Origin of the sequence: Paenilisteria riparia FSL S10-1204, from assembly GCF_000525995.1 — a bacterium.
GTDB lineage: Bacteria > Bacillota > Bacilli > Lactobacillales > Listeriaceae > Listeria_A > Listeria_A riparia.
Window position 1 is genome coordinate 1 of the sequence record NZ_AODL01000030.1, and the last position, 12,909, is coordinate 12,909.

The following is a 12,909-nucleotide window of genomic DNA, read 5'->3' on the forward strand; positions in this document are numbered from 1 at the left end:
GTCGGGCCTCGCGCCGTTAAATGCGGTATACGCACGCGCAAAAGATTCTGCATTTACTTTGGCAGCATCGACATCTTTTTTTATAATGATATTTATATGGTTCCTCTTTTTCCTGCTTATCCGTCGCCTCTTTTCCACCGCCAACTTCCACAACCGTTTCTTTTGTCTTAGATGATTTAGGAACATCTGGTTGTATCCATTGATAGAAAATTAAGGCACCAGGTATCAGCAAAATCAAGAAAAAACCGATGATGCCCTTTTTAGGCAACTTCCTTTTGGTTTGCTTCGTCATCTCGTCCACCACCTTTAAATAGTTTCCGCTCTTCTTTCGATGCATCTACGTGGAATTCGTAATTTTCTCCACCAGAAATAGATAGTAGCGTGTCGCCCATTTTATATTTTCCTATCCGTGCAATTTCACTTTCTGTAAGCTGTTCTCCGGACACTTCCTTCAGCAGTGGAAGAACATTTGAATCAAAGTGAAGATAAAATTTGTACTGTGTAAACTCAAATACTTCCTTTAGCTTATCTAAAATTTCAGGCGAAGCATTCTCAGGAACTAAAGCACGTAAGCTCTGTGTGGCCATAAATACGCCAAGATAAATCTTACGGCCTTCGCGTTGAATATCGGAGATATATTCAATCATACGTGGATTTTGTGGCTTGATAATGTTATGACACTCATCAATGATGAGTGCATTTCGCAAGACAAAATCAAAATCAATTTGACCACTCTCGTACAGCTCTTTTTGCTTCTTCCCATTACGAAGGAGCGCGCCCCAAAACAAGTTGATCGCGTTAAACATTTGCGCGTCAACAATCTTCTTATCCATCGATGACAGGCCATCAATATTGAAAAATACGATTTGTTGAGATGTCACATCTGGAATGGTCGAATGCCCATCAAAGATTCGTTTGTGTACGCGGCACAGCTTGCGAATCGTTAGTGTAATTTTCTCTAATCGTTTCGCACGATCCGCCGTATTTTCTTTCCGTTGCTCGCTTTCTATCAACGCAATCAAATCACTTAGGATGGGATATCTATTAGGAGCAAGACCGGTCACTTTGTTGATAACACCATTGTCCTCATCAACAAATCCCCATTTCTCATACAGACTCCATACCAGCAGCTCAAATTCGTCTAGTTCATCGTCCTGCGCTGTTGGTTTTAATATTTGATACCAAACTGCCGTTTTCGATAAATGCTGCGAAAAACAGCCCGCCTCGTCGATTTCTCCAGTGTCTTCATCAATGATAGTTGCCAGTATTTCCAGCACATTAATACGACCTTCCGACCCATCCAACTTAATGATGGTCCCACCCAATAACTTAATTAAATCCGTAAACTCACCCGACTTATCAAAGCCTCGTATATAGTATCCCTTAGCTGCTATGTCCATCATAATTTTCTTCAGTAACGTAGACTTACCAAAACCTGTTTGGCCGAGAATAACAGTGTTGTAAAAATTACGATAGAGATTATCCAAATGATACGGATCAAATAATATATTCCCACCACTGCTTGACGTGCCCAAATACTGGCCACGCTCATCATCTAAAGAAACATAGTTAAAAGGAAAGCCAGCACCAAAAGCTTCACTTGGCACTTCTTTCCCTACGCGTCTATTAGGCATAAATTTTTGCGTATCGTAATCTGTGAATAAGGATTGCCATTCTTCTTTTTGTTCCATGAGCAAGCACGTACAACCGAACTCGTCATTCTCTAATCGCTTCCTTATTTCCATGATTCGTTTTTCTAACTCGTTCTGTGTATACGCTTGTACGAAGATACGCGACATCACCATTTTCAGTACCTCGCCATCACGACGAATCGCGTTGGACAGCTCTTTTAGTTCATGGTACTTGTCTGACGCATCGTCCTTGGCGCTTTCATCGTTCTCTTCCCGATACCGATCCTTCTGTTCTCGCATTCCCTTGTTCAGCAGTTCCAATATCTTTTCTGAGTTCTGCGTCCCCACATCCATCGTCACGATAACATCCTTATCCTTCATGAAATGGTTCATCCAAAACTCTTGTGGTTCTCGTGGATATCTTGCCACGTACAAACTGGCAGACCAACCGTCACCTGTACGTATGGCAGATTCCGTAAAATAAATCCCGCCTTGTGGCTGCGTTTCGCCAAAGAAAGGCACATCATAGCCTCGTTTTTCTAATGTAGCAGTACTAACCACATGATCCTCTCCTTCTTTTGATAAATACTCTTTTTCCGTGCTTCATGCGTTTCTGAGCTAGTCATTCACTAAAATTCTTGAGTTCATATTATTTAATTTGTAAACAATATGAACCTTCTTCTGCTTTTTGATTGGATTGATTTCTAAGTAACCACTGAACTGCTCAATCGACATAATTTCTTCTTGGAGCTGATCCACTGTTGGTGCATAAAGAACCAGAAAAAACTCCTTATTGTATCGATGGTTTGCAATGTGTTGATGTTCAGCAAGTTTCCGTTGGAGTATCTTCTGATGGTTCACAACCTTCGTTTGTTGTATCACCTTCTTGTAATAATCCTGTTGCCTCGTCGTTGGTACAGGGAAGTGCATCAACATGATTTTAAAAGGCTTCACATACAATCTGGAAAAATTCGTAAAGGAATCAATCAATCGATAGACATCATCCACGGACATGCCAAAAAGGTTATATCCGCGTATCTGAAGTATTTCGAAATAACCTGTCTTATAGCGCACAAAAGATTGCTCTGGAGTTCCACCCCAACCAAGTAGCGGTGACACCTCTGTTGTTTTTTTCGTGGTATTTTTTATTTTTTTTCCTTCTTACCTTACGTACCTTGGTAACGGTCGCCATTTCTTGATCTAGCGAGACATATCCATCTGCTTCTTCCTTTTTCTTTTTCTTCCCCCAAAACAAGAATGTTTTTTTCTTCGTAGCTTTTTCTTCGTACTGTGTCGTATCTTCTTCCAAACCCGCCTTCACTTCTACTTTATGAAGGCTCTCTTCCTTCTCTTTCACATTAAATTTCATATTTCTTCATCCTCCAGCGCATTGATATCGATTGAATGGTACACCGTACGATTAAAGCGCAATGCAATCAGCATCACTTGGTAATTCCGTTTCCCTGGATTGGATGATGGCTTTCGTGTCACCCAAAACCCTACCAATATGGCGTAGACAACGTAAACATATTGAAGGGGCTCGTATACGAACCCCTTCGTCAACCATGCGATACTACCAAGAGAAGCTAGAATAATGACATCGAATAACATAAAATGCTTTCCCATTTTTAATTCCGTTTGTACTTCTGTGGGAATGTTATACCGCGCCATGTGATCACTCCTTCTCTTTCGTTATTTTGTTCACTACTTTTTGCGTTGCTCTCTTCACTGTATTATGGGTTGCATCACTCTTAGATAGCGCGCGTTTCATAGCATCACTTTCTTGAATCTGATTGACCTTTTCAGAATATTTCAACCCAACTTCCCCAATCTTGCTGTCCACACCAGCCTTCAAGTTCTGCGAAATCGATCGATTATGTCGATTACGCGGTGGTAAAGCAGACTTTTGTTGCGTGGCCATCAAATCAATTTTGCCCGGACTTTGTTGAATTTGCCCTGGCATCATACGACCAAGTTGTTCGTGATTCGGAAGTTTCATCCCTGGGTTTTGAACATCGATACCTTGCTTCGCGTTATTTACTTGACGCATCGCTTGCGATAGTGGCTGTTGTTGACTATTCATCACAGCCTGTGCTTTTTGATGCATTTCGGAAGATAGCGACGGTTGTTTCGTAATGACGCTTCCACTCGACGCTTGTGGCATATTGCCATTCAATGCGCCGCTCGATGCGTGTACATCGTGATGTTCCATCGGTACAGACATAGCGCCATCTGGCGGCATCCCCATCGAGATATCCTCGTGCGGTGGAGCTGGTGGCTCCAACCCTTGCATGTCGTAATCCATCGGTGGCTGATTACTAATCGTCGAAGGCCCTGGATCATCCATGACTAAACCAGGATCATTGGAAGGTGGCATGCCCATATCTTGATGGTGTGGTTCCGGCATCGCTTCCCAGCCTCCTGGTTCTTCCGGTGGAGGAGTTAGGCCATTCATTTCTTGATCAATTGGTTGCTGTCCATCATTTGCTGCAGGTACTGGATTTTCCGCATGTATATCGTCCTCTTGTTGTTTTCCGATTGGTTTCGGATCAGCCAATACATTAACTGGAGTATTAGCCATTTCATCTTCGAGAGATGCTGATTTTTCCCCATCTTTTTCACTACGGGCATCCATCTCGGCATCCAGCCCCTTCGGACTCAGCCCACCCTTCAGACCAGCAGCTGCTCCAGCCGTAACACCGCCAAATTGCATCAATGCATCGCCTAGGTCTCGGCCAAATTCTTTGCCCGATTCCGTCATTTTCTTCCCAGCTTTTTTAACGCCATCACCTAGGCTTTTCGCGCCTTTCGCTGCAGCGTACATACCCATGATGTTTTGGCCAACGGAATTTAGTCCGCCGTCCACACCCGTTAAGGCCTGAATAATCCACGGACCATCCATGACGGCCCAACCAGCCGCAATTAACAAAACAATCCGCGGTAATGGTCCAATATCTGCTAGCGCTAAGGCTTCTGTGAAGAAGAAATAACACCTTATTATGAGCGCTACAAGGACTATCGTGATAAACAGATTAAAAATATTTTTAACGATTTTCTTGATTCGTTGTCCATCTTCTATGTCTGTAAATGCATAGAAATAGGCAATAATACGGTTATAACCTAATTCAAAAATGAGCCTCGCCGTTTTGAATGAGGTGAAAAATAGAACCAAGGCCATGACGCACAGTTCAATGATTATCAGGAAGGGATGCCAAATATAACGATAATAGTGTTCATCCCATGTCATCCAACCTTTTTCGAGCGCCTTCATACTAAGCTTTCCGCTTGACTCCATATTGATTTTATTTTTCATAAGTTGCATGGATCTTGGGTCATGAAACTTGGCAGATGGATCTACTGTTTCCACAATATCTAAGTAACGGATGTTTTTGTCTGAGAAATGGTTCGGTTCCTTTAACTCTGTTGTTTTCCATCCGTCCTCGTCAAACAACATGATATCCGTCACGTTATTTCGTACAATCGAATAGGCTGCCGTAGAATCTGTTCGCTTCACCGCCTTGGCCATGTCAAAGGTAATGTCACTTAAAGTCGTCATTAGTGTGCCTAGTAACACGATGGTTCCAAGTCCAAACAAGAAGTTATCAAACCCCTTTTTTTAAACTCGCACCATCATTCTTCATATAACGTATGAAGAACCAAGCTAAACAAACGGCACCTATTGCCCAAAATACGGGCGACCACTGCCTTTGAAATTCTTGAATTGCTTTGGTGTTAAAAAAACCTCCAAAATCATAGACAGCATTTAAAACACCCTCTAAACCATCAACCAGTGCGCACAATGCAATGATAAATCCCCAAGTCATGTAACGTATGCCATGCCAAATAGGGCCACTGACATGTAAAAAATCATTAAATTTTATGAGCAGTTTGGTGATTTCGTCCAACGATTCCTTGCCTCCTCTCTCCTATTTTTTTTCATTCTCACTTCACAAAGTAGTTATTATCTTCATATTTTTGCTTCAGTACATGATGTTCTGGCATCTGAATAAATTCAAGATAGTCTTCCACATACTCAAACTCATTTAGGGTATCTTCTTCATCTGGGTACATTTCTAATGCCATGGTGTAGATCACCATTTGCTCCATCGGTGTGTATTTTTTATCGAGTGGTGTTTTCTCTTCAGCAAGTTTCACAACCTCTTGCTCACTTAAATCAACGGGTACTTTTTCTGCATCATAATCCGTATAGATATGATCAATTCCTGCGTTTGGATCATTTGCCAATGCTTCCACGCCTCCTTCATTTTCAAGTAATGCATTTTGTCTTTCTATGTCATCCATGAGTGGCTGTTTAATCCGCCTAATAAATTCTTGACTATATTTATCAAGTGGCAATGAAACCACCTTTGGTAGACCTAATTCGGTATATTTTATGTTGGAATCAAATTGGTCCATTAAATATTCATAAGCGTAACTGAAGCGTGTTGCTCCTTGGTTGAATATCGGATACGGCGTGATAGGGTTTCCCTTCAGGTCTTGCCGTTTCACAGATCGTTCGATGACGTTCTCGCCTTCTCTTAATCGCCCAAGTTCATCTGGCAGTAAGAGTGCACGCGTATCTACTGATTCCGTTATTTGCTTATGAATCGAAAAGACAGGGCCACTCCTGCTCTTCACGGTGACTTCTTTTGGTCCAAGAATCTTTGAAAAGTCCTCTCGTGTGTCCGAATCTCCAGACAGAATAAAAAAACGATTCATCGATTGGCTACTGATAAGCTTCGCTACATAATCTTCATAGAGTATTTTCAGTTGACTGTAATCCTGAATGTAAAAATCAAATAAAATCCCCCGTCCAGCACCAACAGAAAGCATACTTCCCATGTTCGTAAAAGCGGGAAGGTTACCAAATTCATTCAATACCATTCGTACACGACGAGGTAATTTATCGCCTGGCTCCTCACTCGCTTTTTTAGAAAGGACATAATAAGCTTGTTGCACCCATGTAGATGCAATAATGTAGTTCGTTTCTACGTAATCAGGCAATACTAAAAAGACTGCCTGTGGTCTTTCACAATAAGACAAGTCTTCAAATTTAAAGCTTGATTTAGCCATCATTTTTGCAACTTTAGGGGCAACAAATTTTTGTAACTTAGCCTGAGTGGATGCAAAAATACTCGCTTGCATCTGCCCCTCTGCCAAACGAACTGTTGAATACTGAATTTTAGCTGGGTTTCCAGCTGGCAAGCTAGCAAAATATTTCTCCAGGAGCGTTTCCCCTTTTTCATCAGGGTCCGCCAACTCTACAAGCATGTTTGCTACAGCAAACATGGACACATATTTTTCGGTTTTGGAAACGTCATCGCTTTTTTCGATAAACTCGTAACATAAAGCCAAAATGATTGCATTCACAAGAGCCATTGCGGTGTCTTCCCACACTGGCTCCTTAGCATTCTTATTGTGGTAAAGGGGATAAGAGAAGGTTTTACATAACTCAATCGCTTCGTCAACATCCCCTTCTTTATACGCATCCTTCACAAGCTCCAGACAATTGTACATCATGGAATAATCCAGATGAATCAAATTCAGTGCAGATACATCATAACCACGTCTTTCAAGTACTTTTTTGGCACCAGCTAAATTCTCATATTTGGTACTGGCGATAACCATAGATGGCTTTTCTTCTGACCTAGAGTACAAATCAATATCAGGCAACACCTTCGTTTGGTCCTTCCCCGAACGGGATCGACCAATAATTAAGTTATGGGCAGGGCCGTCATCAATGAGCGCTTTATTCTTATACCGTGAAACTAGCGTTCCACTTAGGCCGGGATACGTTTCATCATTTTTAGATTTCATGGGTACCGCTTTATACTGTTCCAGTAGCTCTTCTAAATACGTAAAACGCGCTGTTCCCTTCTTCCCCTCTTCTAAAGACTCATAACTGCTCTTCAGTTGCAGCCAGAAGACGCAGGAGCCGATAAAGAAAGCAATGTAAAGAAAAAGGTAGAGAAACCAAAAAGATACCATATGGAAGCTTATATACGTCCACCACGGTACCCCTCCGCTTTCCCATTTGCCAGAAAACAAAAGGTCAAACTGTAAAATCCCTGAAGAGACAACATTTCCTATAATCGTTGCGATACAGAAGAAGATAATAAAAATCGCGTTTCTAATATTTTTCTTTGGCAGCCACTTACGCAGCGACGCAAAGGTATCCATCACGCAAAGCCTCCGTTAGGGAATCCGCTTTGATCCATCCCTTCAACGCCATACGCCTGGTCAAATTGGGACATAACATCCTCTGGTGGAAACGCATCCTCTGGATACACCTGCATGTTCTTATTCGTTTGGCGAATGATGACAGCTTGTTTATGCTCTAGCAGACTAAAATTTTCTAGCTTAAGGCCAATCTCTGTTTTTCGTTTTTGGCCAACATTCATAGATTTTGTTGTGACTGAACACTGCAGCGTTACTAGTTGCCCCTTCATCGCGTTATCTTGGAGAAACGTCGCTTGCTGACGCCATGCCACAATCGGAATAAAATCCGTTTCATACGCGCCGTTTGTTTTATAGTTCTGTTTCACAGCAATTACAAAAAAAGCGTAGGGGATTTTCTTATCCCCTACTTCTTTGAAATAAATATCTGTCGAAATATGCCCTGTCAATGTTGTTTGATTTTTAAGGTTAAAACTCATCCTCAACTCTCCCTCACATTTTTCTTCCGGTTTCTTTTTGATACGTTTTTTCCATGACACGATTTTGTTGTAGCGTTAATTGCAGCTGTCTCCCGCGTTGTTTTTCAGCTTCTTGTTGCATGAACTGCATCGCTTCCTTTTTCACAGGTATTGCTTGCTTTTCTGTAATAATCTTAGCCGCTTCCTCCAAAGATCCCATCTGAATATCCGTGATTGGTCCCGTCTGATTGAATGTTGTTAAAGCGTACTCTTTTGGCGATTTATCGCTCACAGATAGCAGGAGCTCCATTTCTTCACCCACTTGATAGAATCGATGGCCATTTAAAACTTGGGACCGAAGATGGTACATGGTTTCCTGCTCATATAATTCAATCACTTCTGCAGGTTTAGTTTCATTAAAGGCCCAATCCACAATCATTTCGTTTCGATGGGATTGTATCGCTGCATAGATTTCTTTTTCCGATTTTTGCCCATCAAAGAGCTTCTCCAAATCCTTCTCCTCAAAGGCAATATCAAGCCCTAAGCCATATTCAAGTTTTTTCTTCACCACGTACGACCTCGATTTTTTCAACGCTTCTTTGACATCCAATCCTTCCTGAATCTCCGCCATAACACGAGATTCTATTTCTTCAGGGTTAACTACATTGATGTCCAACTCTTCCGTCATCAAATACTGACCCGTATCGAAGGCATGGCCGATTCGGATCATGTTATCTGATGGCGCGTATTCTATCTTGGTATCGCCATGTATGACAAAACTCGTGCGTTGCTCTGAAGAATCATCAACGCCCGTTTCTTTCCAAGTTGTAATCAAAGGAAATGCATCGTTATAATGTCGCAACATACTTTCAAAGTACGACTTAGGATTTACTTGTCTAGCCTCTTCTTGATGGCCATTATAAAATGGTGTTCCTTGGGCCCTTGTCCGGTATAGATTTTTTACATCATCGAATAGTAAGCCTTGTGTAGCATCTACCTCCACAGAATCCACGAACACGGCTTCTGTATTTATTTCGCGGATACCTGCCAAAATCAACTGCCTTGCTTCTTCAATAGACGGAATAGGATCGCTTAACTCATCGAATTGGTAGTCCTCGATATACAATGCATCTAATTGGATATCTTCTAGTTGCAACGGAAGCCCTTTATGGAGAGCTCCATAAGCAAGCCACTCATCTAACGTCTGATCTTCCAGACGTTCGTCCTGCCATTCCGTCACTTTTTCCTCTAAATACTCTCGGCCACTTTTGAGGCCTTTCCCTTCAAACAAATCACTTACCGGGGCAATGCTTGGTTTCAAGTTTTGATCGTAATCAAAAATAACGGGTAGGCTATTTAAATATTGGTAAGATGTAGCTTCTTCCGCTTGCTCTAAATAAGCATTAACTCTAGCAAACCCCTGTTCTAATGCCTTATCTTGGTAAGAATCTCTTGCCATTACTAAGGCCGGCTCAATGGTTTCAATAAAAACTCTTCCAGTCTTATATACGTCCTGTAGCAGCCCCATTTTCTGCTCTGCTTCTAAATTTTGACTCCAATTATGCAAGTACTGTAGCGAGTAATCGGTCGTATCTAGACCAAAGTAGGAGCACACACTCACAGCTACCAGCTCGGCCTGAAATTCCTTTTCAGCTGGCGATAATTCCGTTTCATTATGAAGCGTTGCATGCGTCAGCTCATGTATTAGTGTTTTTACATGCTGTAAGGGGGGATTTCGTGGATTCGTATAAATTTCCTTACTACTTGGGCTATAGCCTCCCTTAACCGCCCCTAGCTCCTCATTACTCCATTGACCATATGTCACACCAATCGTTTTCATGTACCCTTCTAGCGCTTCTATCATGATTGGATAATCCGGCACGTCCCCTTCTGCCCACCTTTGCGGGAACAACTTAGGCAAATCATCTAGTGTGGCCGTTGTTTGGGAAATATCAAATACATAACCTGGTTTGTAGGAAGTGTACTCTTTATTCAAGAGCTTTAGGCGTCCCTGTTTGATGGCCTCAAGCTCACTCTTCGTGGCCTTATCAACTCGTTTCGCACTTCCATCCTCCGCCGTAAACCTGCTAGGAACTTGTACAGGAGACAATATCGCAATACCTTTCTCTCCTTTTTTTACAAAGAAACCTGCTTTCTTAAAGAAAGCAAACGATCCTACTGCCTTTGCATATGGAAATTGAGAATGAATCAAAGCAGAGTTTCGCATGGAGTATTGATAAAATCGTCCCATGAACTGGAGGTACTCTCGTATTTCTTCATCCGAGTTAGTCACTTGATCAATTGCTTGATTCATACTTTGAACAATAGAATCAAGCGCAGCCTTCTTTTCTTCAGGTGTCTTTTCTTTACTTTTCTTACTGACCAAATGCGCTCACCTCCGACCAATCTACTTCGTTGGTATGACGATTGTATGGGATGAATACAGGTTCACCTAACCTTTCCATAGCTTCTAAGGTTTGCCACACTTCATCCGACGCATCTTTCATCTGCAACGATACTTTCTCTTCTTTGGTGTTTATCACCGTTAAAATAGGCTTGCTGACTTCAGTCAATAAGCCTAATGATGGAATTGCCATATGTTTTACTTCCTCTCTGATTTCAATTAAAGTGAACGCGCTACACTTTTTTCCTGTTGCTTCGTGAGTGTCTGCTCTATATTTGTATTCTTTGGCGCAAGTGCCTTGTTGGCATATTCTAGAGAATCTTTATCGACGGCGATCATGTTTTCACGAATAAGATAAGCGCCCGCTTCCTTTTCACTCATTATTTCTAATGAATAGCTGTCCCCATTAATCGTGGACACCTCGTAACCGCCGTCTTCTAGTTGCTTCGCAATTACTTCTTTTCCTGTTGTATCTAAAAAGTAGGATTCCTCTTTGCTCAACTGATCTGTGAGGATGTCATTTGTATCCCTTACATAGGACATTATTTCGGGTTCTGATTTAGACCCTGTGTACCCCCAATCAAGAACAGCCTCATTTCGATGTGCTTGAATACTTGCATAGATTTCCTTAGACGTCTTGTCTCCATTAGAAAAAACCTTCTCAATATCATTCTTTGAGAAGGCTTTATCATTTTGAATACCATATTTCTCGGCCTGCATGTCATTATAAATTGGAGCCAACATGTCCTTTAAAGCCAGTGATTCTTTGTTTAAAAAGGCTTTCTGTTGAATAGATGTACTATGGCGTTCTACAGATGCGATTTTATCGCTCCATTGTTCTAAAAAGGCTTTCTCCAGTCCTTTGTGATTGCCAAACACTTTCTCCGCCGCTATTGCTTCTTGACGCATGGATAAAGCTTCTGCAGTTGTCAGTGTTTTATCAAGTAAAAGGTGTTTATCCGATGCTACTTTTCCATGTGCCATCGCATCTCGGATATAAGTGGCATATTCCTCCGTAGCTTGCTGCAGTTGATTTTCTTCGCTTCTTTCCCGTTCGATATCTTGTTGGACTTCTTCAGGAGTCGGTTTATTTACCTTTTCAGCTCCGTCGAGGTTGCTTAGCATTCCTTGTGCTTGCTTTTGGTCCAATTCAGGTTGCTGTTCTCTTGCTGTATCTGATACACAGTATTTTTCGATATCTTGAATCGTTAACCATGTTGGCTCTTCTCCATCTGAACTATTGGCATAGATACCCGTTTTGGTATATTCATAAAAGGCTTTTATCTGTTCCATACCAGCTGGACTTGCAAGTAATGCCTGATTGAACGTGTCGTACTCTTTCGCAATGGCATCCAATTCTTTCAAATGCTGATCCTTGTATACTTGTTCGTCTTCCTGCTTTCCGTTTGCCATTCGATGTGATATAAGGCTATCATCATAAGAACGATAGGCTACATTTTCTCTTGATTCTCGTTCATATTTGGCATAAGGAATTAGATCTCGAAGCGAGTTGATAGTGAGTGTTCTTGCATCCGTTTCAGGATGATAACTCCACAACGGCTCTGTAAACAAGGGGCTGTCCAGCTGCTGATCTATTTCTGACCTTACTATTCGCACCTCTTCTTGCATGGTTTCATAGTCTTGCTGTGCATCTTCTAAAATGTGTACTTCCTGTAACTGAATATCCTGCCTCCGATCTTTTAGTTTCTGAATATCAGCAGTCCATACCGTCTGATCACCATCCACCGGATTGCGTTCAATTTCTCGCAATGCATTTTCAATCATTTCCGCTTTCGTACTCAAAGACTCGTTGTAATTGGCAAATGCAACATCAAGCGTCATTTGCTCCACATTTGCCGTTATATCCTTCGCAGCCTGCTTTAAACGATATAAGTCATAATTATTGATTGTCGGGTAAAGAATGGCACCTAGTTCTGAAACATCCCCATTTCCATTCACATGATACCCACCTTCCTGTGGAGTCAAATGGAAGTTTGGATCAGCAACACTTTTTCCCAACGCTCTATAAAACGTTGGAAAATCAGGATAATTCCATTTTGCATAAAAGGTTTTGTCAAAAGTAGCAGCTCTTTCTTGGTTTACTCTAGCTTGTTGCTCCGCTAGAGATTCAGATAAAGTATGTGTTTCTCCACTTAGATAATCATCTAACGTCGAGTCCAGATTTACATTTGATTTTCCATCCGCCATAAAAATCACTCTCCTAAAATTTTCTTACCTT

The 12,909-nt window shown here is 41.6% G+C and carries 12 protein-coding genes; all 12 read right to left on the reverse strand.

The genetic code is table 11. From position 1 onward, the window contains the following. Positions 1–16: 16 nt before the first annotated feature. Genes PRIP_RS13700 through PRIP_RS13755 form a run of 12 tightly spaced genes read right to left on the reverse strand, consistent with a single transcriptional unit; the run spans position 17 to position 12,878 of the window. A complete protein-coding gene (locus PRIP_RS13700; protein ID WP_036101752.1) occupies positions 17–292 on the reverse strand; it encodes a hypothetical protein in 276 nt (91 codons plus the stop codon). Continuing rightward, positions 261–2,192, reverse strand: a complete 1,932-nt coding sequence (locus tag PRIP_RS13705; protein WP_052008938.1) for a VirB4 family type IV secretion system protein — start codon at positions 2,190–2,192, stop codon at positions 261–263. Before PRIP_RS13705 ends, PRIP_RS13700 begins: the two co-directional genes overlap by 32 nt. A 57-nt stretch (positions 2,193–2,249) precedes the next feature. Then, positions 2,250–2,705: a hypothetical protein gene (locus PRIP_RS13710; RefSeq protein ID WP_036101754.1), complete on the reverse strand. Its 456-nt coding sequence runs from the start codon at positions 2,703–2,705 to the stop codon at positions 2,250–2,252. Continuing rightward, positions 2,695–3,000 (reverse strand): hypothetical protein, encoded by a 306-nt coding sequence (locus PRIP_RS13715; protein WP_036101756.1) that lies wholly within the window; start codon positions 2,998–3,000, stop codon positions 2,695–2,697. Before PRIP_RS13715 ends, PRIP_RS13710 begins: the two co-directional genes overlap by 11 nt. Continuing rightward, the gene (locus PRIP_RS13720) at positions 2,997–3,302 is read right to left on the reverse strand and encodes a DUF5592 family protein (protein ID WP_036101758.1); all 306 of its coding nucleotides are present in this window, start codon (positions 3,300–3,302) and stop codon (positions 2,997–2,999) included. The genes PRIP_RS13715 and PRIP_RS13720 overlap by 4 nt, the downstream gene beginning before the upstream one ends. A gap of 4 nt (positions 3,303–3,306) precedes the next feature. Further along, a complete protein-coding gene (locus PRIP_RS13725) occupies positions 3,307–5,226 on the reverse strand; it encodes a pLS20_p028 family conjugation system transmembrane protein (protein WP_036101760.1) in 1,920 nt (639 codons plus the stop codon). A gap of 7 nt (positions 5,227–5,233) precedes the next feature. Next, positions 5,234–5,536, reverse strand: a complete 303-nt coding sequence (locus PRIP_RS13730) for a DUF8208 domain-containing protein (RefSeq protein WP_036101763.1) — start codon at positions 5,534–5,536, stop codon at positions 5,234–5,236. 37 nt (positions 5,537–5,573) lie between these two features. Next, the gene (locus PRIP_RS13735; protein ID WP_052008939.1) at positions 5,574–7,811 is read right to left on the reverse strand and encodes a VirD4-like conjugal transfer protein, CD1115 family; all 2,238 of its coding nucleotides are present in this window, start codon (positions 7,809–7,811) and stop codon (positions 5,574–5,576) included. Further along, positions 7,811–8,287: a single-stranded DNA-binding protein gene (locus PRIP_RS16440; protein WP_052008940.1), complete on the reverse strand. Its 477-nt coding sequence runs from the start codon at positions 8,285–8,287 to the stop codon at positions 7,811–7,813. Before PRIP_RS16440 ends, PRIP_RS13735 begins: the two co-directional genes overlap by 1 nt. Before the next feature lie 13 nt (positions 8,288–8,300). Then, positions 8,301–10,652 carry an ArdC-like ssDNA-binding domain-containing protein gene (locus PRIP_RS16445; protein WP_052008941.1) on the reverse strand — a complete coding sequence of 784 codons (2,352 nt, stop codon included), beginning with the start codon at positions 10,650–10,652 and terminating at the stop codon, positions 8,301–8,303. Next, on the reverse strand, positions 10,642–10,863 hold the full coding sequence (locus tag PRIP_RS13750; RefSeq protein WP_036101764.1) for a hypothetical protein: 222 nt from the start codon (positions 10,861–10,863) through the stop codon (positions 10,642–10,644). The genes PRIP_RS16445 and PRIP_RS13750 overlap by 11 nt, the downstream gene beginning before the upstream one ends. Positions 10,864–10,889: 26 nt before the next feature. Then, positions 10,890–12,878: a hypothetical protein gene (locus PRIP_RS13755; RefSeq protein ID WP_036101767.1), complete on the reverse strand. Its 1,989-nt coding sequence runs from the start codon at positions 12,876–12,878 to the stop codon at positions 10,890–10,892. Positions 12,879–12,909 lie beyond the last annotated feature (31 nt).

Bases quoted from the DNA above. Each gene is read 5' to 3' on its own strand.
- PRIP_RS13715 (WP_036101756.1), bottom strand. From the start codon at position 3,000: ATGAAATTTAATGTGAAAGAGAAGGAAGAGAGCCTTCATAAAGTAGAA.
- PRIP_RS13755 (WP_036101767.1), bottom strand. From the start codon at position 12,878: ATGGCGGATGGAAAATCAAATGTAAATCTGGACTCGACGTTAGATGAT.
- PRIP_RS13735 (WP_052008939.1), bottom strand. From the start codon at position 7,811: ATGGATACCTTTGCGTCGCTGCGTAAGTGGCTGCCAAAGAAAAATATT.
- PRIP_RS13750 (WP_036101764.1), bottom strand. From the start codon at position 10,863: ATGGCAATTCCATCATTAGGCTTATTGACTGAAGTCAGCAAGCCTATT.
- PRIP_RS13720 (WP_036101758.1), bottom strand. From the start codon at position 3,302: ATGGCGCGGTATAACATTCCCACAGAAGTACAAACGGAATTAAAAATG.
- PRIP_RS16440 (WP_052008940.1), bottom strand. From the start codon at position 8,287: ATGAGTTTTAACCTTAAAAATCAAACAACATTGACAGGGCATATTTCG.
- PRIP_RS13700 (WP_036101752.1), bottom strand. From the start codon at position 292: ATGACGAAGCAAACCAAAAGGAAGTTGCCTAAAAAGGGCATCATCGGT.